We start from the raw sequence: 19747 nt of genomic DNA, 5'->3' as shown, positions 1-19747 counted from the left end.
ATGTCTGGCAAGGGTCAGGAGCGCTGGTTGCGCTCAACGTCGGGTTTCGGGAAGGAGAAACGGCCCAGGACGGACAGCAATGGGTAGGGAACGCTGGTTGCGTTGAATGTCGGCTATCGGGGGGCTCGGCATAAGCATCGGACCTAAAAGCGGGCACGGGCAAGCCGACGCTCGGCAAAGCCAGCAGGAGCCGTGAGCAATCCCGCCTCCGCGCTTTCGACCAGCTCAAAAGATCGAGTTTGTGATCGATTTTATCGGGCCGAGCAGGATCGATCCTTCCGGCACGCCAGCGTCGATCGGGATGGCTTTGCGGTTTGCTGTCGCCACCATCGGCTGACCGATGTCGGCCGTCACCACGACCGGGGTCTTGTTCGGCACACGATCATAGAGATCGATGATGTCCTGGTTCATCAGGCGCACACAGCCCGACGACACCGACTTGCCGATCGACCGCCATTCCGGCGAACCGTGCAAGCGGTAGAGCGTGTCCTGGTTGCCCTGGAAGAGATAAAGCGCCCGCGCGCCAAGCGGGTTCTTGAGCCCACCGGGCATGCCGCCATTGTCGGCGCTGTACGGCTTCAACTCCGGCTGCCGGGCGATCATGTCGTCCGGCGGCGTCCATTTCGGCCATTTCTGCTTCCATTGGACCACCGCATCGCCCGACCATTCGAAGCCGGCGCGGCCGAGGCCGACACCGTAGCGGATCGCCTGGCCGCCCGGGCGCACCAGGTAGAGGAAGTGATTGGTGGTGTCGACGACGATGGTGCCCGGCTGCTGCCCGGTCGGATCGTCAACGATCTGGCGCAGGAACTGCGGGTCGATCTTGTCGGCCGGTATGGCCGGCAGCTCGAAGCCGCCATCCGACATCGGCCCATACATCGTCACATAGTCGCCGAGCGCCGGCTCGACATAGGTCGGCGGCGGTGGCTCGACCGGTTGTTGCGACAGCGTGGTGCAACTGGAGACCGCGACCGAGGCGGCGCCAAGGGCTGCTGCGTTGAGAAAACCGCGACGGCTCAGGCGAAAAGAGGACGATGGGGGTGTGAACATGATTGCCTTTTTTAAGTCTCAAATCGCAACAAAGCATAAATGCGTCCTGTTGCGCGCGGTTGCCCGAGCAATGCCCGGCGCGATAGGCGGTTCCAATTCTGGCCGCAGGGTGGACAAACAAAGGCAAAGCTGTGACCGGATCGTCACTGTTGCGCCGACGCAACATTTCCGGTGTCACCCCCCGGCGACCAGACCTTCAAGGGACGGCAGGATCAGGGCCGGTGGAAAATCCCGGTATTCCTCAGGCTGATTGGCGCGGTTGATCCACACTGTCCTGAAGCCGAATTTGGTGGCGCCGGCGACGTCCCAGCGGTTGGATGACTGGAAAGAGACAGCGCCCGGATAGAGGCGCCAGCCCGTGGTGACCATGTCGTAGACCGACGGATCGGTCTTGAAGCGCCTGACGCTGTCGACGGAAAAGACGTCGTCCAGGACCTGGTCGAGCGCGGCGGACTTGACGGCCGCTTGCAGCATCTCAGGCGAACCGTTGGACAGGATCGCCAGCCTTGCCCCCGATGCCTTGAGCGCCTTGAGCACGGCCGGTACCTCCGGATAGCAGTCCAGCCGCCAATAGGCCTCGAGCAGCTTCGCCCTCAGCCCGGCATCGGCGGATGGAACCTTGCGCAGGGCGAAGTCGAGGGCCTGCTCGGTGAGCTGCCAGAAATCGGCATAGGCCCCCATCAGCGTCCTGACCCAGGAATATTCCAGCTGCTTGGCGCGCCAGATATCGGACAGCAACTGGCCGTCCGGCCCGATCTGGTCGGCGTGACGGCGCACGGCCGCATGCACGTCGAACAGCGTGCCATAGGCGTCGAAAACGTAAGCCGCGAACTGCATTCGACAGTTTTGAGGCCGCATAAGGCAAGGCGCAAGCGCTGATTGCAGTCCGCCAGCCCGCTGGCCTCAACAAATCTCAGCCATGCCGGTTGACGGCGGCCGCCAAAGCATCTTCCAATGCGCCGCAACAAGCATCGAACGGAACCTGGCAATGACATTGGCGACAGCGGCGCAATCCGCGACATGGACCTTCGTCGACGGCGACTGGTACGAGGGCAATGTTGCCATTCTAGGGCCGCGCAGCCACGCCATGTGGCTCGGCACCAGCGTGTTCGACGGCGCTCGCTGGTTCGAGGGCGTCGCTCCCGATCTCGATCGCCATGCAGCGCGGGTAAATGCCTCGGCGATCGCGCTCGGTCTGAAACCGACGATGAGCACCGACAGGATCGTCGGCCTGACCTGGGACGGGCTGAAGAAGTTCGACGGCAAGACGGCGGTCTATATCAGGCCGATGTATTGGGCCGAGCATGGCGGCTATATGGGCGTGCCGGCCGACCCGGCCTCGACGCGTTTCTGCCTTTGCCTCTACGAATCGCCGATGATCTCGCCGGCGGGGTTTTCGGTGACGGTGTCGCCGTTCCGGCGCCCGACCATCGAGACCATGCCGACCAACGCCAAGGCCGGCTGCCTTTATCCCAACAACGGCCGTGCCATCCTCGAAGCCAAGATGCGCGGCTTCGACAATGCGCTCGTGCTCGACATGCTGGGCAATGTCGCCGAGACCGGCACCTCGAATATTTTCCTGGTCAAGGACGGCCATGTCCTGACGCCGGCGCCGAACGGCACCTTCCTGTCCGGCATTACCCGCGCGCGCACCATGGCCCTGCTAGGCGAATACGGTTTCACGACGACGGAAAAGACGCTGTCGATCCGCGATTTCCTGGAGGCGGACGAAATCTTCTCGACCGGAAACCACTCGAAAGTCGTGCCGGTCACCCGTATCGAGGATCGCAATCTGCAGCCGGGACCGGTGGCCAAGAAGGCGCGCGAACTCTATTGGGAATGGGCGCATTCGACTTCGCCCGGCTGACCCGCTAAAAAGCGGCCGGCGCTTCGTTTCCGGAGTTGTTCCAGACCAATCCAGTCCTATGTTAGTCCGGTATCGACACCGGATTTTTCCACGAGGGAGTACGACCGATGGCTTTTGAATTGCCCGCCTTGCCCTATGATTACGAGGCTTTGCAGCCTTACATGTCCAAGGAAACGCTGGAATATCACCACGACAAGCACCACAAGGCCTATGTCGATAACGGCAACAAGCTGGCCGCCGAGGCGGGCATGGGCGATTTGTCGGTCGAAGAGGCCGTCAAACAGTCCTTCGGCAAGAATGCGGGCCTCTTCAACAATGCCGCCCAGCACTACAATCACATCCATTTCTGGAAATGGATGAAGAAGGGCGGCGGTGGCAACAAGCTGCCGGGCGCATTGCAAAAGGCGGTCGACAGCGATCTTGGTGGCTACGACAAGTTCAAGGCCGACTTCATCGCCGCCGGCACCACCCAGTTCGGTTCGGGCTGGGCCTGGGTCTCGGTCAAGGACGGCAAGCTGGCGATCTCGAAGACGCCGAATGGCGAGAACCCGCTCGTCCATGGCGCGACGCCGATCCTCGGCGTCGATGTCTGGGAACATTCCTATTACATCGATTATCGCAACGCCCGGCCGAAATATCTCGAAGCCTTCGTCGACAGTCTCATCAACTGGGACTATGTGCTCGAACTCTACGAAAAGGCCTGATCCGTTCCAGAAAGCCCCGGCAGAACCGGGGCTTTTCTTTTTCTGCATCAGAACGACAGCTGCAAAAATTTCACGCAAGCGTGAGGCGAAGCGTCGGAATTTTTAAGCCATCCTTGCCGTTTGTCATCGGGGTGGGACCGCATTCTGAATTTGCCTTCAACATGGAGCCAAGTGAATGAGAAAGCTTATCCTCGCCATCTCGATGCTCGCCTTCGCCGGTTCGGCGGCATTTGCCGACCCGGTAGCCGACCGGCAGGCCCTGATGAAGGAACGTGGCAAGATCGCCGCCGGATTGTCGAAAGTGGTCAAGGGCGAGACGCCCTACGACGCCGCTTCGGTGCTGACGGCGTTGCAGGCACTGCAGGTCAATGCCGAGAAATTCCATGCCGGCGTCGACACGCTTTTCCCGGCGGGCAGCGACACCAGCGACACGACGGCGTCCCCAAAAATCTGGCAGGACATGGCCGGCTTCAAGACGGCTGAAGGCAAGTACCTCGCCGACGTCAAGGCGGCGGTCGCCGCAGCACCTGCGGATGCCGACGCGTTGAAGGCGCAGTTCAACACCATTGGCGGCGGCTGCGGCAACTGTCATCAAAACTACAGGGTGAAAAAAGGCTGATAGCGGGCAATGCGCTTGCTGAAGAAACTTGTCGGCGCCGCCCTCGTTCTGGGCGGCGCGGCCGCGATTGCCAGCTGGTTCCTGTCGGCTCCGGTCAGGCTCGATGCCGCAACGCTGGCTGAGCTTGGTCCTGGCGACGCCGCCAGGGGCAAGCGCATCTTCTACGCCGGCGGCTGCACATCCTGTCATGCCAAGCCTGGCTCGCAAGGCGACGCCCGTCTTCAGCTGGCGGGCGGCCTTGAACTCAAGACGCCATTCGGCACCTTCGTGCCGCCGAACATATCGCAGGATACCAGGGACGGCATCGGCGCCTGGTCGGTCGAGGACTTTGCCAACGCCATGCTGAAGGGCGTGTCGCCGTCGGGCGAGCATCTCTATCCGGCATTTCCCTATGCTTCCTACGCGCGCATGAAGCCGGCCGACATTGCCGATCTCTATGCATTCCTGAAGACGTTACCCGCGGTCGCCGGCAAGGCGCCCGCCAATTCGCTGGCATTTCCCTTCAACGTCCGACGCGGTCTTGGCTTGTGGAAGCTGCTCTATTTGAGTGACCAGCCGGTCGTTTCCTTTCCCGACGGCACACCGGATCCGGTGTTGACAGGCCGCTATCTGGTCGAAGGCCCCGGCCATTGCGGCGAATGCCACACGCCGCGGGATCTTGCCGGCGGCACCAGGAAGAGCCAATGGCTGGCAGGTGCGGCCGCCGCCGAAGGCAGCGGCATCGTGCCGAACATCACGTCGGGCGAGGGCGGCATCGCGGACTGGTCCGAGGCCGACATCGCCAACTATCTCGAAACCGGCTTCACGCCGGATTTCGATACGGTCGGCGGCGCAATGGTCGACGTGCAGCGGAACATGGCCGTGCTGACCCCGGAGGACCGCGCGGCGATCGCCGCCTACCTGAAAGCCGTGCCGCCGCACCCCAACGGCTATCCGGCGCGCAAGAAGCCGTCGAGCTGACGGCCGTTGCGTCAGCGGTCGCCGAGAAAGTCGAAGCCGGTTTCGAAGAAGTGATTGTAGTCGCAGGTCATTTCCTCGCCGGGCCCAATGTCGCGCAAGGCATAGGTCTCCTCCGGCTGCGAGACGTCGCAATTCGGGTCGTCGGCATGGTTCATGTAGCGCGCATCGTCGGCTTCGAAGACGATGTAATTCGGGTCGCGCCGGTCCGGATAGGCGTAGCGGTCGAGATAGGTTCTGACCGGCCCGGTTTCCCGCTCGTAGGCCGCTACCTCGATGCGCCGGTCGTATTTCGGGTCGAGCTTCCAGACCAGCGTGCCGCGGGCAATGTGGTTCTTGGCAAAGACGCCGATGCCCTGGATGGGCGATTTGTCGAGATAGACATCGACGAGCAACATGGCAGATCCCTGGGTGATTGTGTGTTGGCGCGGCTGTGAAAAGGCCGCGCACTGGGTAGCGCGCGGCCTTTGCAATTGCGAGCGGAAAATCAGCTGTGCCTGCCCATTATCCGAAGCCTCGTACGGCTCGTCGCCTGTCGAGACCCTAGCGCTGTTGCAGCGCCAGCCGGATGCCTAAGGCGCAATAGATACCGCCGACAGCCTTGCCTTGCCATCTCAGCACCGTCGGGTTTCGGCGCAGGAATGCACCGAGGCCGCCCGCACCCACGGCGAAAACCACCGTGCTGACGAGGCCCAACAGAACAAAGATGATGCCCAATATCGCCAGTTGAAGCATCACCGATCCGTTTTCAGGCCGCACGAACTGCGGAAGAAATGCGAGGAAGAAAAGCGCGGTCTTGGGATTGAGAACCTCGGTCAAAACAGCCTGCCGAAATGCTTTGGCAGCGGGGATCGCAAGTGCGCCGGCGGCCGGATAGGCCGGCGTTTTCTCGATGATCGCGCGAATGCCGAGATAAATGAGGTAGGCTGCGCCGATGTACTTCACGATGTTGAAAAGCGCCGCCGACGTGGCAATTATCGCCGAAATGCCGACGATCGCCATGAAGGTGTGAACCACGTCGCCGGCCGCGATCCCGGCGCCGGTCGCAATGCCCACCCTGGTTCCGGAACTGGTTGCCCGCGCCACCGTCAGAAGAGTGGCGGGACCCGGGATGAAGACAAAGCCAAGCACAACCGCGACATAAGCTATCAACGTGGCGAGATCGATCATTGGTGGGCTCCGCAACTCTCACCGCCAATGAAGCCACGTCGCGGAACGGAAGGCAATGACCGCTCATCCGCCGATGCTCACGCCGCAAGCTCGGCCTTGCCCGTCACCTTGAGCGCGAAGGCGTAGGTGAAGGCGATTTCCTCCAGTCTTGAAAACCGGCCGGAGGCGCCGGCATGGCCTGAATCCAGGTTGATCTTGAACAGCACCGGATTCCCACCTGTCTTGCGGTCGCGCAGCCGCGCCACCCATTTGGCCGGCTCCCAATAAGTGACGCGCGGGTCGGTCAGGCCGGCCAGCGCCAGGATCGGCGGATAGTCGAGTGCGGCGACATTGTCGTAGGGCGAGTAGGCGGCGATGGTCCGGTAATCCTCCGCCGACGCGATCGGATTGCCCCATTCCGGCCATTCCGGCGGCGTCAGCGGCAAGCTGGCGTCGAGCATGGTGGTGAGCACGTCGACGAAGGGAACCTCGGCGACGATGCCGCCGAAGCATTGCGGCGCCATGTTGGCGACCGCGCCCATCAGCATGCCGCCGGCCGAACCGCCTTGCGCAACGATGCGGTCATGCTGCGTATAGCGTTCGGCGACAAGGTGGTGGGCGGCAGCGACAAAATCGGTGAACGTGTTCATCTTGTTCGCCCGCTTGCCGTCGTCGTACCAGCCATAGCCCTTGTCCTTGCCGCCGCGAACATGGGCTATCGCGTAGACAAAGCCGCGGTCGACCAGCGAAAACAGATTGGTGTTGAACGCGGCGGGTACGGCTATGCCGTAAGATCCGTAGCCGTAAAGCAGGCAAGGGGCGGACCCGTCGAGCGGTGTGTCGCGGTGATGGAGGAGCGAGATCGGCACCAGTTCGCCGTCGGCGGCAGGCGCCATCAGCCGGCGCGTGACGTAGTGCTCCGGGTCGTGGCCGGACGGCACTTCCTGGGTCTTGAGCAGCACCCGCTCGCGGGTGCGCATGTTGTAATCGAAGACCTGCGCCGGGGTCGTCATCGACGAATAGGAAAAGCGCATGATCTCGGTGTCGTATTCGTAGGAGCCGGACAGGCCGAGCGAGAAGGCTTCCTCGTCGAAGGAGATCAGGTGCTCCTCGCCGCTCTTGCGGTCGCGCACGACGATGCGCGGCAGGCCTTCCTTGCGCTCGAGCCGGACCATGTGGTCCTTGAAGCCGATCACCGAAAGGATCAGCCGGCCCGCTTCGTGCGGCACCAGTTCCTGCCAGTTGGCGCGCACCGGATCATGGGCCGGCGCCGTCATGATCTTGAAGTCCTTGGCGCCGTCGGCATTGGTGAGGATGAAGAAGATGTCGCCGCCTTCCTCGAGTTCGTACTGCAGGCCCGTCTGGCGCGCCGCAACCAGCTTCGGCTCTGCGAACGGATCGTCGGCGCTCATGATGCGGTATTCCGAGGTCTCATGGTCGTTGATGCCGATCATGATCCACTCGTTGGAGCGCGTGCCGCCGACATCCATGAAGAAGCCGGGATCGGTCTCCTCGTAGATCAGCCGGTCGTTTTCAGGACCGTCGCCAAGCGCATGGAACAGCACTTTGGAAGGACGGTGGTTGGGGTCGAGGCGGGTGTAGAAAAAACCGTCATTGCCGGCATCCCACACACCGCCGCCGCCGGTGTCCGGGACCCTGTCCGCCAGATCGTTGCCGCCGGCCAGATCGCGGACGCGCAGCGTGTAGAATTCGGAACCCTTGTCGTCGAAGGCCCAGAGCAGCTTGCTGTGGTCGTCCGAATGATCGACGCCGCCCAGGCGGAAATAGGGCTTGCCCTCGGCCTCGGCATCGCCGTCGAGCAATATCTGCTTGTCGCCGCCGTCACGCGCCGTGCGGAAATAACGCGGCTGCTGGCCGCCAAGCTTGAAGGAGGAGCCGTAGGCGTAAGGTCCGTCCTTCATCGGCACGGAAGAATCGTCTTCCTTGATGCGTCCCTTCATTTCCGCGAAAAGCTGCTTCTGCAGTTGGACCGTATCGGCCATCAGCGCCGCCTGGTAAGCATTCTCGGCTTCGAGGTGGGCGCGGATTTGGCCGTCGAGCAGGGACGGATCCCTGAACATCTCTTGCCAATTGGCGGCCCTCAGCCAGCCATAATCGTCCGTCCGCGTTATGCCGTGATGCGTGTCGAAGATCGGCCGCTTCTCCGGCTGCGGCGGCGTGGCGGTCGGAAACACTGGGGTTCTGGTCATTGCGTCTCGCTGTGGAAGCTACTTGAATGGCGAATGAACACGCCGAGCAGCGCGGGTTCAAGGGCTATGATCTATTGTCGTGGTGGCTCGAGAGGACGGGCTGGAGGAGCGGATAACGAATATTTCTTCTCGGACTGCCGCGGTTCTCGCCGTCGCTGCGATGACCCTGCCAGTGCCGGTCAATCTCATGCAACTGCCTTCGCGGCTTGGCAAGTGGCCGATATGGCTGGGTCTACGGAAATACATTACCCCATTTCAATGACACAGCGCACCGCTCCGGCGACGGCTCGCGAGCAACAGTAACGCTTCGCAACCTATGATTTTACTGAATCCGCCGATCATCCAGGCTGTAATGCCGCCGGCAGGGTCAAGCATCGAACTCTATTTACCTGCTGCCGTTTGTGTAATGGCTGCTTGCCGCGGCGTCAGTCGATGCTGGTCTGACCAGAAAAAACGGCAAAGTTACGCTTTGCACGAAAGAGTGAAGCTGAATATGGAAGATTTGACTTGTATCGCTGAATAGACCGAAAGAAGCGAATTGACTTACTTGGCGGCCCGGCCCATTAAGATGCCGCGACGCGAATCGCGGAGGCTTTTTCCTGCACAAGTTCGCGCGATGCCCAACTATCGAAACGGGCGCAAACAGAAACAATTCTCGTTGGGGCCTGAACGCCATGGATATTACCGAAACACCTTCCAGAAACAGTGACGCGCTGATCGAGCTCACCGCCGACGTGGTGGCTGCCTATGTCAGCAACAATCCCGTACCGGTCGGCGAACTGCCGAACCTTATCGCCGATGTCCATGCCGCTCTCGGGCGTGTCGGCGGGGCCGCCGAGCAGCCGCCTGCCGACAAGCAGAAGCCGGCGGTAAATCCGAAGCGGTCGGTGCATGACGACTACATCATCTGTCTCGAAGACGGCAAGAAGTTCAAGTCGCTCAAGCGTCACTTGATGACCCACTATGATCTGACGCCCGACCAGTATCGTGAAAAGTGGAACCTGGACCCGAGCTATCCGATGGTTGCGCCCAATTACGCGGCCGCCCGTTCGCAGCTCGCCAAGAAGATGGGTCTCGGCCGCAAGCGCAAGGGACGCTGACAAGCGGCTCTTCCGGTTTGATACTCAAACGGCGCCTACAGGCGCCGTTTTCGCATTGTGGGGAGACCAAGCTCAGGCCGCCAGTTCTTCATGCCGCCGGCAATTGCCGTCCGGTCAGGCGGTCTGCTTCAGCGCTGCCTCGGCGTCACGCTTGATGCGCTTGACCATCGAGCGAAGACCATTGGCGCGCTGCGGCGACAGGTGCTCGTCAAGTCCGAGTGCCTTCAATGTGGCCTCTGCGTCGGTCCTCTGGATTTCGCTGGCCGGCCGTCCCGAAAACAGCGCCAGCATGATGGCGACCAGGCCGCGCACGATATGCGCGTCGGAATCGCCCTTGAAGGTGATAACGGGGTCGACACCCCCGCCTTGCTCGGTGGTCAGCCAGACCTGGCTGACGCAGCCGGGCACCTTGTTGGCTTGTATGCGTTGCTCGTCGGGAAACGGCGGCAGCGCTTCACCCAGTTCAATCACATAGCGATAGCGGTCTTCCCACTCGTCGAGCAGGGAAAAGTCGTCGCGGATGGTCTGGATCGTCGTCGTCATTCCCCCGGATATAGTCATCCGGCGCTGCCACGTCACGGAAAAAGAGGAGAAACGCCGCAGGTGCCGAGAGCGAGAGCCTTGCGGTTTAGCGATGAATTCGGCCGAAACAGTCTCAGTTCTTCGCCGGCAAGTGCACTTTCGCCGGCAAATCGACTTTCGCCGGCAACACGATTTCCTCGGACACGCTGCCGGTGGTCGTCACCGTATCGGGTTCAGCGGCCTTGTCGTCCAGCATGGCGGCCGCGATCTTGGCGGTCTCCCTGGCCCGGGCGGTGATGGTGTGCATTGCCGATTTGCCGGTCTCGCACACGTCCGGCTTGCGCTCGCAGATGCCGGCGATATCGCCGACGGCTTCGCGCGCCGCAAACAGCGCCTGGAGCGGCCCGACGCTTTCGCGGCCCGCATCATCGGCGCCGACACCCAGCGGCAGCGCCAGAAGCACCAGCGAAAACCAGAAAGCAGCTCTTATCAGAAAGCCCATCTGTCTGTCCTTTATGACGTCATGCATCCGAACCGCACGACCCTTGTACCGCGATACTGACACAGACGCGCAAAGGACGGCTTGTCCCGAAAGCAACAGTTTTCCTTAAATTTTAGGTAGATTCGAAACGAAGCGTTTTGAAGTTCATTTGCCTCGAACGGCTCAGATTTTATTCAGCAAATGATAACCATCCAACCTATTGTTTTTCATTATCATTTTCTTAATCGGCGACAGTTTGATGCCATCGGTCGTAGGTGCAGGCGCGGGCGGTGTGGATAACGCTCCGTTTACTATGGCGGCAATTGCCCCGGTTTTTCCCCGCCGGTATCCCGATATTTGCAGCCTGCCGGGGGACCATCGGCCCAGCCTTATCCATTCCTTAAACGCTGGATGCGAGTTTCGGAATCGACAAAAGCCGCCTGCAAAGCAGGGCCGTTCACGACCGGGTGCGTTGAGTTGAGTGCGATCAAGGCCAGATACGCCGAGTTGCCGGGCGCGATAGCCGCCGGTTGCGAACGGATGGTTCATCCGTCCGTGCTCGGCCAGAGCGATCGTCGCCGCCACAGTCGGTTCATTGGCGCCATGCTGGCGGCTCCTTTCTTCAGCGCGGGTGCAGCGGTGACGCTGGTCACGTCGGGCATGGGCGCGGCCGTGACCGTGGCTGCCATCTTTGCGGCGTTCGGCCTTTGCTGGTTCGCCGCCCTGCTGGTGGCTGCATCGGGCAAGATGACCCTGGCCGGCCAACTCGCCTTGGTCGTCGGCAGCGTTGCCCTCGGTGCCCTTATCGCTGCCGCCGGCGGTGTGGCCTCGCCGGTTGCCTTGCTCGCGGTGGCGGTGCCGTTTGAAGCGTGGTGGATCGGCCAGTCGCGCCGTGCCGTGATCTGGGGCGCCATATCGGCCTTTGTCGCAGTCTTGCTGCAGCCTTTAGCCGGTTCCGTCTTGCCGCTCGACCAGACCGAAATCGCCGCATGGCACTGGCTGGTACCACTGGCCTGGGCACTCACGCTCATTCCGCGTATCGCTCCGCTTCGCGGCGCCGCCAGCGCACAGTTCGATCCGGCCGGCAGCCACCGGCTCGAAGACCTCATCGACGCCGTCGTGCTGCGAATCGCGGCGCATGGCGAGGTTCTGGACGTCTCGGCTAAGGCACGCACTATGCTGCGGCTGCCACCGGAGCTGCTTTTCGGCACCGGACTTTTCGATCGCATCCATCTGTCCGACCGCGTCCCGTATCTCAGTGCGCTGGCCGATATGCGCGATGGCGCCCTGTCGCGCCGGCTCGACCTTCGCGTACGGCTGCCGCAGAGCAGTGGCGTGACGGCCGACAATTACCGGCCGTTCTCGCTCGAGATGATGCGCGCGCCGGGGCAGGAGACTGTCTTTACGCTTCTTCTGCGCGAGAACGACGAACTGGCCGGACTGCGCCAGGAGCTTGCCGCCGCCAATGAGGCGGCTGCCTCCGCCGAGGTGGCGAAAGGACGCTTCCTTGCCGTCGTCAGCCATGAGTTGCGCACCCCGCTCAATGCCATCATCGGCTTTTCCGACATGTTGCTGCACGAGATGTTCGGCAGCTTCAAGGATCCGCGCCAGAAGGAATATGTCGGGCTGGTCAGGGATTCGGGCCAGCACCTGCTCGCCGTCGTCACCTCGATACTCGACGTATCGCGGATCGAATCGGGCGCCTACGCGACCGAACCGGAACCGTTCCGCTTCCGCGAAGCGGTCGAGATGTGCCAATCGATGATGCGCCTGCAAGCCGAGGCAAAGGCCATCGATCTGCAGGCCCAGATCGCGCCGGACGCAGGCGAAATAAATGCCGACCGTCGCGCCGTGCAGCAGATCCTGATCAATCTCGTCTCTAACGCGATCAAGTTCACGCCCGAAGGCGGCAATGTCGTCATCGGCGCCAAGCGCATCGGCTCGCGGCTGCATTTCTGGGTCCGGGATACTGGCATCGGCATCGCCGAGGAAGATTTCGCCAATCTCGGCAAGCCGTTCATGCAGATCCAGAACGACTATACCCGCCGTTTCGAAGGCACAGGCCTCGGGCTCTCGCTGGTGAAGGGGCTGGTGGCGCTGCACGAGGGCACCATGTCGATCGAAAGCATGCCGGGCGAGGGCACTACGGTGACGATCAGCCTTCCCGTGAGCGGCCCGACGGGCCGCTCGGCGGAGAAGGCCGGCGTGGTGCCGATGTCCGCGGCCAAAGCCAGAGCGGACGGTGGCAAGGGGGAGAGCAATGGGTCGCTCCGCAAAACAGCCTAAGGCGGTCAAACGCCGCGGCAATGCCTTCGAGCACGGAGCTATGGCTCTGGGCAGCCTGATCTCGCGCAATCCTGTTGTGGTCGGCGGCTCCACCGCATTCCTGGTGACGCTGTTCTACGTCTCGGCGAACGCGCTTTGGTACCAGCCATTTCCGCATGCCGGCGCGTTTTTCGCCACCAGGAGTATCGAGCGCTTTCCCCGGGCGGACAGCGACGAGCCCGAAACCACCATCAATATCGTGCGTCCGGCCGCTGCGCCGATCAAGAGCGACCCGGTCGTCGAACAGGTCCAGGGCATTTTGAAGGATCTCGATTTCTATTCCGGCACCGTGGACGGGATTCCCGGACCGAATACGCGCAAGGCCATCCAGGCCTATCAGCAGAAGGTCGGATTGAATGCCTCCGGCGAGATCGACAGCGTCCTGCTGGATCAACTGGGTGCCACGCCGACGACCGCAGCCGTGGTTCCGCATCCCGTGCCGCGGCCGGTCGAAACGGTCGCTGTTCCAGCCGCCATTCCAGCGTCCGCACCGGCAAATGCGGTGGCGCCGGATCCCCGCATCGTCAAGATCCAGGCCGGACTGAAAGCGTTCGGCAATGACGACATTCAATTGGATGGCGTCGTAGGCGCGCGCACCAAGGCCGCGATCAAGGAATTCCAGGCGCTGTTCGGCTTGCCGGAGACCGGCGAGCCAGACGAGATCGTCTACGTCAAGATGCGCGAGATCGGCCTGACCAACTAAGGGTCGTGACGGCCGCTCGCCGGTCGCTCGGCAAAGACCGGTTACGGTTTTCCGGCCAATGCTGTAAGGACCGCCGCATGTCCAGGAATTCTCCATGCGGGTAACCACCGATCTGTGGGTGTCGGCGCTGTTGCGCCGGGTTTTCAGCGCCGGCGGCTTTGCCGCCGTGGTCAAGCGCGGCGCGACGGAAGCCGGCGCGGTTTTCGTGCTGGCGCGGGGCAGGCTGGGGGAGATAGCGCTGTTCGGGCCGGCGCCGCAGACGAGTTACGATTCAGCCAGGCCGGACGACCGTTTTTTCAGCCTGCTTGGCGAAGGCGACGATGCCGCCATCTTCGACGCGCGGCTGGAGCGCGAGAAGAGATTCGATCCGGATATCTGGGTGGTCGAGATCGAGGCGGGCGCCATTCCCGTCGAGGAGCTTATCTCGGTCAAGGCGTCGTAACGGCAAGCCTTCAGATGCGACGCGCCTTTGGGGTGGCGGCTATATCGGCGCTGTTCGGCTTGCGCAGGTCGGCATTTGCGGCGACGCGCCCAGGCTTGCGAACAATTTTCGATACGGTGTCGGCCTTCCAGCCGCGGAGCCTGTCCAACGCCGCGTCGCGGTGCAGCAGGCGGTAGCGGTCGAGGAAGATGCGGATCGCCTGCGGGTGCGGAAACTCGGTCGGATAGATGGCCGCCGTGATCAGGAACGCCTTGTCTTCACTAAGGTCGAGCGCGCGCAAGGCGGCCAGCAGCGGTGTGTAATTGTGGCTCGCGGTGAGCGTCCGCGCCGTTGAAAAATCGACTTCGAGCGCATCGGCGAGCGCTGTCTGGAAGAATGCCGCATTGCCGGTCAGCGCGGTCTCGCGCAGCTTGACATAGGTTTGTGGCTCGACGAACGGACTGATGGCGGCGCCGCTCTCGGCGCGCATCATGGATCGCAGCCTGCGGCGTACAGTTTCAGCGGCATCGGAAGCCTCTTGCCTGTTGACCTCGCCCGCAACCACTTCGGCGTTTTCGGACGCGGCTTTGGCGGTTGTTTCCGGCTGCTGCTGCGACCGCACCAGCGTCGGCCTTTCGAGCACTTTGATGAGATCCGCGATCGTTTGATTGAGATCCTTGCGGCGGGCAATGGCACGGGCATGCGGCAGGCCGTGACGCCCGATCAGCGCGATCAGGTCGACGTCGCTGAGGGCGCGCGAGCGGATCAGCAGCGGAGCGGCGATGTCGACCCGCTCCTGGCAAAGCCGCCGCACCAGCGCGGCAGGTGCATATTCGCATTCGGAAAGGGCTGCCGCGACGTAGCGGCGCGATTCGACCGAGACATTCTCGAAAAGCGGCAGCGTCAGGTCTTCGAGCTGCGCGATTTCCCGGCGCGAAGGGCGGGTGAGCGAGCAGAACGCCGATACCGCGGCGCGAAACAGCCTTTCGGCCTTTCCCGATTCAGCTCCTGCTGCGATTTGCCTGAAATCCGAAGCTGACACGAAGGATACGCCCGACACTCGACACGATCTGGACAGCGCTCTGCCGGGCTGTACCGGTTTCGCGTTTCCCAAGAACAAAGATCAATTTAGCGGCGATCCGTTAGCGCTCCGTTAACCTACTACCTTCTTAATCGACTATGGAGGCGTTGCGTTGTGCTCCGGGGCAACCGAGAGGAATACGCGAACCATGGGCATGGTACTGTCTTTCGTGCCGCGAACGGCGGCAACCAATCGAGCACAACAAGCCGCGCCGGCGGCAGTGATCATCTTTCCCGGGGTGCGCTACGAGCAGCGGCCGCTGACGGGCGAAACGCGGCCGGCCGGCCCCGACAAGCCGGGACCTTCGGGAACATTGCCGGTACCGCATCACTGAGCATCGGAACCGGCTTAAAAATCCTGCAGTTCGCAGGAACTCTGTTCGAGAAACCGCGAGACGATCGGCTTCCAGCTGTCGTCGGGCACGAACGAACGGACGACGAATACGCCTTCCTCTATCGGCGCCTCGACGAAGATGGCCCCTTGCAGTTCCTCGGGAAGATCCTTGCGGACCTCGATCATCTGGGCCGGCGTCAGCACAACGGTGTCGAGCACGCCTGCGGTCGCGCTGTGGTCGTTGAACGAGTAGATGTTGTGGCCGCCGCGGTCGTAGACCGATATCGACCAGAACGGCACCTTTCCCGGTGCCTTGACCCGCATCATCCCCTCGGCAAGATCGAAGCGGCATGCCGCCGCATAAAACAGCGGATCGACCGATTTCACCACCGGCGCGCCGCCGGCTTCCGCGTCGAGCCTGGTCATCTTGTAGAGATCCGAAGCCATGGCCAATCGCGACCAGGCGTCGCGTTCGGAAAACTCGGGGACGAGCAGCAGCACGATGATGTGCACGATGCCGGCGCCGAGCAGGCCGAGCAGCACGGCATGCAGCAGGCTACGCATTGCAGCCGACCTTCTGGATCTGCGGCAGCGTGACGTCCGAGAGACCGGTGCTGCTGGCGATCGGCGTGTCGTAGAACGTAAGCACCAAGTACATCTTGCCGGCGCCGCTGGTCAGCAGCCAGTTGCCGGGCACAGGGCGGCTGCCGACGGAAATGACCACCGAATTGTCGGCCTGGCGCAGCACTTGATAGGACTGCAGCGCAGCCGGCCTCGGCTTGCCGGTCTCGACCACGCCAAGCGACTGGTCGGCGGCATAAAGCGTCCAGAACCGGGCGGTGGGAAAGCCGCCCGCAATCTTGTAGGCACATTGCCGCTTGAGCTGTTCGCCGCCGGAATCGCGCTCGGCGATGAAGGACAGTCCTTCCGCCTGTCCGAGCGCCAGCACGCCTTCGCGAGCCACGCGGGCCTTCGAATAGGGATCTGCCGTCGGCGTGCCGATATCGGGGAAGGCGGTCCATTGGCCGATCCTGATGGCGCCGACGCCATCCTGCAGCTTCAGTGCATACCAGACGCTGCCGCCACCGCCGACGACGGCTATGGCAAGCGAAAGCAGTGTCAGGAAGGCGTTCTTGAGCATGAGGAGGCAGGGAACCGAAGGCCGGGACTGAAAGATTGCCGCTCGGGGATATCGCGGCGCAGGGCCTTGTGGCAAGCGGCCCTGTGGAATTGACCGCTCAGAGCGCCGACAGGGTCTCCGGCGCAGCGGGCGCGTCGAGCACGGGTGCCGCCTGGAACAGCTTCGTGAGTTCCTTCAGGGTCTGGGTGGTCCGGCTGGACAGCACCGGCGGACGCTCGGCGGCGGCATCGGCTGCTGCCTGTTCGGCGCTCTTCTTCTCCGCTTCCTCGGCCTTGGCAGCGATTTCGGCATCGACGAAGGGGTGATCGAGGCCGGGGATCGGTCTGAGGTCGATATTCTGGTGCGCATAGAGCATCAGGCGCTGCCACACCATGGCCGGCAGCGTGCCGCCGGTCATCTTGTTGGTCGCGGTGAAGTCGTCATTACCGAGCCAGACGGCGGCCGTGTAGTTGCCGGTAAAGCCGACAAACCAGGCATCGCGGTAGGACTGGGTCGTGCCGGTCTTGCCGGCGACGACGATGTTTGGAAGGGCTGCGCGCCGGGCAGTGCCGATCACCGGCACCGCCGCCAGCATGGTGTTCATGTATTTGAGCGCCTGCTCCGATAGCACCCGGTGCGGCGGCGGCGCATCCTTGGCGAAGTCGTAGACCACCTCGCCGGTACGGGTGAAGAGTTGGCTGACGCCGTGCCGGGTTCCGGCAAAGCCGTTCTGGGCAAACACGCTGTAACCCGTTGCCTGGTCCATCACGGTCATGCCCGACGTGCCGAGCACCATGGTCTTGTGCGATTCAAGCGGCGACTCGACGCCCATCGCCTCGGCCATCGCCTTGATCGGCTTGATGCCGAGATAATCCTTGGCCAGCCGCACCGGCACCGTGTTGATCGATTTGGCCATCGCCGTGATCAGCGTGACGTTGCCGGCCGACCCGCCATTGTAATTGTGGGGCGACCAGCTGCCCCAGGAGATGGGTCCGCCGGAAACCACCGAATCCGGCGTGAAGCCATGCTCCATCGCCGTCGCATAGACATAGGGCTTGAACGAGGAGCCGGTCTGGCGAAGCGCTTTGGTGGCGCGGTTGAACTGGCTGGCGCCGTAGTCGCGGCCGCCGACGATCGCCCTGACCGCGCCATTGGTCTCGATGACGACGATGGCGCCCTCGGTGACGTTGTATTCCTTGCCGAACTGGCGGAGGTGGAACTCCATCGATTCTTCGGCCGCCTTCTGGATGTTGGCATCGAAGGTGGTGTGGGCGACAAGCGAGTGCGGGCCACCTTTGGCGGCGATCTTCTTGACCTCGTCGAAGGCCCAGTCGAGGTAATAGTCGGGGCTCTTCTGCTCGCCGCGGTCGACGATTTCGGCCGGGTGCAGCCTTGCCTGCAGCACCTGGCCTTCGGTCATGAAGCCGGAATCGACCAGATTGGACAGCACCACGTTGGCCCGCGCCCGGGCGGCGGGCAGGTTTATGTGCGGCGCATATTTGGTCGGCGCCTTGAACAGGCCGGCCAGCATCGCCGCCTCGGCAAGGTTCAGGTCCTTGACGCTCTTGCCGAAATAGAAATCGGCTGCCGCCTCGATGCCGAAGGTGCCGCCGCCCATATAGGCGCGGTCGAGGTAAAGCTGCAGGATTTCCTTCTTCGACAGATTGGCTTCGAGCCACAGCGACAGGAACGCTTCCTTGATCTTGCGCTCGAACGTCCGCTCATTGGTCAGGAACAGGTTCTTGGCCAGCTGCTGGGTGATGCTCGAGCCACCCTGGACGACGGAATTTGCCCGCACATTCTCGAATATGGCGCGCGACAGGCCGAGCACATCGATGCCGTAATGGTCGAAGAAACGGCGGTCTTCGGTCGCCAGCACCGCCTTGATGACATGGTCGGGCATCTCGTCGACCGGCACCGAATCGCGCTGGATGATGCCGCGCTGGCCGATCTCGTTGCCGTAGCGGTCGAGGAAGGTGACGGCGAAGTCGCCTTGCGTGCGCCAGTCGCCGGCGGTTATCTGGAAGGCCGGCAAGGCCAGCGCCAAAAGCACGACGATGCCGCCGGCACCGAGCGTAAAGCCTTCACTCAACAGTTCGATCAGGCCACGGCGCCAGCCGCCGACGCGGAAACGCCGCGAGAAGATGGTCGCCGCTTCCCAGAACTGGCGCGCCCTGAAGCCGATTTCGTAGACCGAGGAATCGATCCATGCATCCACCGCCAGCAGCCTTGCGGCGATCGGACCTCTTCTCTTGCGTGGTTCCAAAGGACTGGCCATTCCAGGATCCGGCTGCGGCGATGCCGCCAACTGAGAAACCGCATACCGGCAATTTCACGGCGGCGCGCCGCTATGACTATTCGTCCATTTTGGCGCTGCCTACAAGGACGATGAAGATAAGGGCGATGAAGATAAGCGGGAGGTTTGTCGAGGGGAAGACGGCTCCCGTGCGGCGTCAGCGCAGGATGCTGACTGTCCTGCGCGAGTAGGTGGTGTCGTTGATCTGGGCGAGCATGAAGGCCGCTACGTCGGCCCGCGCCAGTGTCGGCAGCAGCGATGCCGCCCGGATGCCATTGCCATGGCGGAATTCACCCGTTGCCGCCCCATTGCTCAGCTTGGGCGGCCGCACGATGGTCCAGCCGAGACTGGATTGAACGACCAGGCTTTCCTTCACCTCATGGTCCGTCACCTCATGGCGCAGCACCAATGGCACGATGATGTTGCCCAACAGGAGGCCTAGTTGCCGCCGGCCGTCGCGAACGCCAAGGAATGAAAGATAGATGAGCCGTTCGGGGCCGGCCTGCTGCATCGCCGCGACGATGAAGCCGATGCCGGCAACGACGGCCGGATCGCGTTTCAGCGGCACGCCCACCCCAAGACAGCTGAAAACCGCATCATACCTAACAACGGCGCGTTCGACTGCCTGCCGATCGGCGACGTTTCCGACGATCACCTTGAGATTTTCGTGGCTGATGGCAAGCTTGCCCGGCGTGCGGACGAAGGCGGTCACCGCATGGCCCTTCGCCAACGCCGCCGAGACAAGCAGTCGACCCGTCGCACCGGAAGCGCCGAAGATCAGCAGTTTCATCGTCCGCTCCTGGAAACCG

At 62.6% G+C, this 19747-nt stretch carries 21 protein-coding genes; 9 read left to right on the top strand and 12 right to left on the bottom strand.

What is annotated here, in order from left to right; all coding sequences use genetic code 11:
- Positions 1 to 225 precede the first annotated feature (225 nt).
- Entirely contained in the window at positions 226 to 1050 is an 825-nt protein-coding gene (locus tag NKI52_RS17140; RefSeq protein WP_023677853.1) for a L,D-transpeptidase, read from the bottom strand.
- A gap of 174 nt (positions 1051 to 1224) precedes the next feature.
- On the bottom strand, positions 1225 to 1887 hold the full coding sequence (locus NKI52_RS17135) for a haloacid dehalogenase type II (RefSeq protein ID WP_023677852.1): 663 nt from the start codon (positions 1885 to 1887) through the stop codon (positions 1225 to 1227).
- Positions 1888 to 2038: 151 nt separating this feature from the next.
- Between NKI52_RS17135 and NKI52_RS17130 the strand changes: the two genes are divergently transcribed.
- The 4 genes from NKI52_RS17130 to NKI52_RS17115 all read left to right on the top strand — a co-directional run bounded on the left by NKI52_RS17130 (position 2039) and on the right by NKI52_RS17115 (position 5200).
- The gene (locus tag NKI52_RS17130) at positions 2039 to 2917 is read left to right on the top strand and encodes a branched-chain amino acid aminotransferase (protein WP_352470990.1); all 879 of its coding nucleotides are present in this window, start codon (positions 2039 to 2041) and stop codon (positions 2915 to 2917) included.
- Between the two features lie 107 nt (positions 2918 to 3024).
- The gene (locus NKI52_RS17125; RefSeq protein ID WP_023677850.1) at positions 3025 to 3621 is read left to right on the top strand and encodes a superoxide dismutase; all 597 of its coding nucleotides are present in this window, start codon (positions 3025 to 3027) and stop codon (positions 3619 to 3621) included.
- A gap of 175 nt (positions 3622 to 3796) precedes the next feature.
- The gene (locus NKI52_RS17120) at positions 3797 to 4240 is read left to right on the top strand and encodes a c-type cytochrome (protein ID WP_352566539.1); all 444 of its coding nucleotides are present in this window, start codon (positions 3797 to 3799) and stop codon (positions 4238 to 4240) included.
- A 9-nt stretch (positions 4241 to 4249) separates the two neighbouring features.
- Positions 4250 to 5200: a cytochrome c gene (locus tag NKI52_RS17115; protein WP_352698708.1), complete on the top strand. Its 951-nt coding sequence runs from the start codon at positions 4250 to 4252 to the stop codon at positions 5198 to 5200.
- Positions 5201 to 5211: 11 nt separating this feature from the next.
- Here NKI52_RS17115 and NKI52_RS17110 read toward each other — a convergent pair whose 3' ends face one another.
- The 3 genes from NKI52_RS17110 to NKI52_RS17100 form a co-directional block, all read right to left on the bottom strand.
- The gene (locus tag NKI52_RS17110; RefSeq protein ID WP_023677847.1) at positions 5212 to 5595 is read right to left on the bottom strand and encodes an SET domain-containing protein; all 384 of its coding nucleotides are present in this window, start codon (positions 5593 to 5595) and stop codon (positions 5212 to 5214) included.
- Between the two features lie 145 nt (positions 5596 to 5740).
- Positions 5741 to 6367 carry a LysE family translocator gene (locus tag NKI52_RS17105; RefSeq protein ID WP_023677846.1) on the bottom strand — a complete coding sequence of 209 codons (627 nt, stop codon included), beginning with the start codon at positions 6365 to 6367 and terminating at the stop codon, positions 5741 to 5743.
- 77 nt (positions 6368 to 6444) lie between these two features.
- Complete coding sequence (locus tag NKI52_RS17100) at positions 6445 to 8556, bottom strand: S9 family peptidase (RefSeq protein ID WP_352566131.1); 2112 nt, start codon at positions 8554 to 8556, stop codon at positions 6445 to 6447.
- 674 nt (positions 8557 to 9230) lie between these two features.
- On the opposite strand from NKI52_RS17100, the gene NKI52_RS17095 reads away from it, so the two are divergent.
- Complete coding sequence (locus tag NKI52_RS17095; protein WP_023677844.1) at positions 9231 to 9656, top strand: Ros/MucR family transcriptional regulator; 426 nt, start codon at positions 9231 to 9233, stop codon at positions 9654 to 9656.
- 114 nt (positions 9657 to 9770) lie between these two features.
- Here the strand turns inward: NKI52_RS17095 and NKI52_RS17090 are convergent, their stop codons facing one another.
- Together NKI52_RS17090 and NKI52_RS17085 are read right to left on the bottom strand one after the other, a co-directional pair.
- Positions 9771 to 10199: a SufE family protein gene (locus NKI52_RS17090; RefSeq protein WP_023677843.1), complete on the bottom strand. Its 429-nt coding sequence runs from the start codon at positions 10197 to 10199 to the stop codon at positions 9771 to 9773.
- Between the two features lie 112 nt (positions 10200 to 10311).
- Positions 10312 to 10680, bottom strand: coding sequence for a DUF5330 domain-containing protein (locus NKI52_RS17085; RefSeq protein ID WP_023677842.1), 369 nt, complete (start codon positions 10678 to 10680; stop codon positions 10312 to 10314).
- 519 nt (positions 10681 to 11199) lie between these two features.
- On the opposite strand from NKI52_RS17085, the gene NKI52_RS17080 reads away from it, so the two are divergent.
- The 3 genes from NKI52_RS17080 (at position 11200) to NKI52_RS17070 (ending at position 14129) form a co-directional block, all read left to right on the top strand.
- Positions 11200 to 12945, top strand: coding sequence for an ATP-binding protein (locus NKI52_RS17080; protein WP_352566204.1), 1746 nt, complete (start codon positions 11200 to 11202; stop codon positions 12943 to 12945).
- On the top strand, positions 12920 to 13687 hold the full coding sequence (locus NKI52_RS17075; protein ID WP_352566132.1) for a peptidoglycan-binding domain-containing protein: 768 nt from the start codon (positions 12920 to 12922) through the stop codon (positions 13685 to 13687). Before NKI52_RS17080 ends, NKI52_RS17075 begins: the two co-directional genes overlap by 26 nt.
- A 94-nt stretch (positions 13688 to 13781) precedes the next feature.
- Positions 13782 to 14129, top strand: coding sequence for a DUF1491 family protein (locus NKI52_RS17070; protein ID WP_352454316.1), 348 nt, complete (start codon positions 13782 to 13784; stop codon positions 14127 to 14129).
- A gap of 10 nt (positions 14130 to 14139) precedes the next feature.
- On the opposite strand, the gene NKI52_RS17065 is transcribed toward NKI52_RS17070, so the two are convergent.
- On the bottom strand, positions 14140 to 15150 hold the full coding sequence (locus NKI52_RS17065) for a DUF2336 domain-containing protein (protein WP_352569878.1): 1011 nt from the start codon (positions 15148 to 15150) through the stop codon (positions 14140 to 14142).
- Positions 15151 to 15337: 187 nt separating this feature from the next.
- On the opposite strand from NKI52_RS17065, the gene NKI52_RS17060 reads away from it, so the two are divergent.
- Positions 15338 to 15523 (top strand): hypothetical protein, encoded by a 186-nt coding sequence (locus NKI52_RS17060; RefSeq protein WP_023677835.1) that lies wholly within the window; start codon positions 15338 to 15340, stop codon positions 15521 to 15523.
- Between the two features lie 14 nt (positions 15524 to 15537).
- On the opposite strand, the gene NKI52_RS17055 is transcribed toward NKI52_RS17060, so the two are convergent.
- The 4 genes from NKI52_RS17055 to NKI52_RS17040 all read right to left on the bottom strand — a co-directional run bounded on the left by NKI52_RS17055 (position 15538) and on the right by NKI52_RS17040 (position 19728).
- A complete protein-coding gene (locus NKI52_RS17055) occupies positions 15538 to 16086 on the bottom strand; it encodes a DUF1254 domain-containing protein (protein ID WP_352698706.1) in 549 nt (182 codons plus the stop codon).
- Entirely contained in the window at positions 16079 to 16663 is a 585-nt protein-coding gene (locus NKI52_RS17050) for a DUF1214 domain-containing protein (protein ID WP_352569876.1), read from the bottom strand. Before NKI52_RS17050 ends, NKI52_RS17055 begins: the two co-directional genes overlap by 8 nt.
- A gap of 97 nt (positions 16664 to 16760) precedes the next feature.
- Positions 16761 to 18920 carry a transglycosylase domain-containing protein gene (locus NKI52_RS17045; RefSeq protein WP_352569875.1) on the bottom strand — a complete coding sequence of 720 codons (2160 nt, stop codon included), beginning with the start codon at positions 18918 to 18920 and terminating at the stop codon, positions 16761 to 16763.
- A gap of 175 nt (positions 18921 to 19095) precedes the next feature.
- Entirely contained in the window at positions 19096 to 19728 is a 633-nt protein-coding gene (locus NKI52_RS17040) for an NAD(P)-dependent oxidoreductase (protein ID WP_352569874.1), read from the bottom strand.
- Positions 19729 to 19747 lie beyond the last annotated feature (19 nt).

Origin of the sequence: Mesorhizobium sp. M0590, assembly GCF_040320905.1 — a bacterium.
Lineage (GTDB): Bacteria > Pseudomonadota > Alphaproteobacteria > Rhizobiales > Rhizobiaceae > Mesorhizobium.
This window is presented reverse-complemented; position numbering and strand designations above follow the sequence as displayed.

Excerpts from the sequence above, each read along its gene's own strand:
- NKI52_RS17040 (WP_352569874.1), bottom strand. The coding sequence starts at position 19,728 with ATGAAACTGCTGATCTTCGGCGCTTCCGGTGCGACGGGTCGACTGCTT.
- NKI52_RS17075 (WP_352566132.1), top strand. The coding sequence starts at position 12,920 with ATGGGTCGCTCCGCAAAACAGCCTAAGGCGGTCAAACGCCGCGGCAAT.
- NKI52_RS17080 (WP_352566204.1), top strand. The coding sequence starts at position 11,200 with ATGGTTCATCCGTCCGTGCTCGGCCAGAGCGATCGTCGCCGCCACAGT.
- NKI52_RS17060 (WP_023677835.1), top strand. The coding sequence starts at position 15,338 with ATGGGCATGGTACTGTCTTTCGTGCCGCGAACGGCGGCAACCAATCGA.
- NKI52_RS17050 (WP_352569876.1), bottom strand. The coding sequence starts at position 16,663 with ATGCTCAAGAACGCCTTCCTGACACTGCTTTCGCTTGCCATAGCCGTC.
- NKI52_RS17095 (WP_023677844.1), top strand. The coding sequence starts at position 9,231 with ATGGATATTACCGAAACACCTTCCAGAAACAGTGACGCGCTGATCGAG.
- NKI52_RS17115 (WP_352698708.1), top strand. The coding sequence starts at position 4,250 with ATGCGCTTGCTGAAGAAACTTGTCGGCGCCGCCCTCGTTCTGGGCGGC.
- NKI52_RS17125 (WP_023677850.1), top strand. The coding sequence starts at position 3,025 with ATGGCTTTTGAATTGCCCGCCTTGCCCTATGATTACGAGGCTTTGCAG.
- NKI52_RS17120 (WP_352566539.1), top strand. The coding sequence starts at position 3,797 with ATGAGAAAGCTTATCCTCGCCATCTCGATGCTCGCCTTCGCCGGTTCG.
- NKI52_RS17090 (WP_023677843.1), bottom strand. The coding sequence starts at position 10,199 with ATGACGACGACGATCCAGACCATCCGCGACGACTTTTCCCTGCTCGAC.
- NKI52_RS17105 (WP_023677846.1), bottom strand. The coding sequence starts at position 6,367 with ATGATCGATCTCGCCACGTTGATAGCTTATGTCGCGGTTGTGCTTGGC.
- NKI52_RS17110 (WP_023677847.1), bottom strand. The coding sequence starts at position 5,595 with ATGTTGCTCGTCGATGTCTATCTCGACAAATCGCCCATCCAGGGCATC.
- NKI52_RS17045 (WP_352569875.1), bottom strand. The coding sequence starts at position 18,920 with ATGGCCAGTCCTTTGGAACCACGCAAGAGAAGAGGTCCGATCGCCGCA.
- NKI52_RS17055 (WP_352698706.1), bottom strand. The coding sequence starts at position 16,086 with ATGCGTAGCCTGCTGCATGCCGTGCTGCTCGGCCTGCTCGGCGCCGGC.
- NKI52_RS17135 (WP_023677852.1), bottom strand. The coding sequence starts at position 1,887 with ATGCAGTTCGCGGCTTACGTTTTCGACGCCTATGGCACGCTGTTCGAC.
- NKI52_RS17130 (WP_352470990.1), top strand. The coding sequence starts at position 2,039 with ATGACATTGGCGACAGCGGCGCAATCCGCGACATGGACCTTCGTCGAC.
- NKI52_RS17085 (WP_023677842.1), bottom strand. The coding sequence starts at position 10,680 with ATGGGCTTTCTGATAAGAGCTGCTTTCTGGTTTTCGCTGGTGCTTCTG.
- NKI52_RS17100 (WP_352566131.1), bottom strand. The coding sequence starts at position 8,556 with ATGACCAGAACCCCAGTGTTTCCGACCGCCACGCCGCCGCAGCCGGAG.
- NKI52_RS17070 (WP_352454316.1), top strand. The coding sequence starts at position 13,782 with ATGCGGGTAACCACCGATCTGTGGGTGTCGGCGCTGTTGCGCCGGGTT.
- NKI52_RS17140 (WP_023677853.1), bottom strand. The coding sequence starts at position 1,050 with ATGTTCACACCCCCATCGTCCTCTTTTCGCCTGAGCCGTCGCGGTTTT.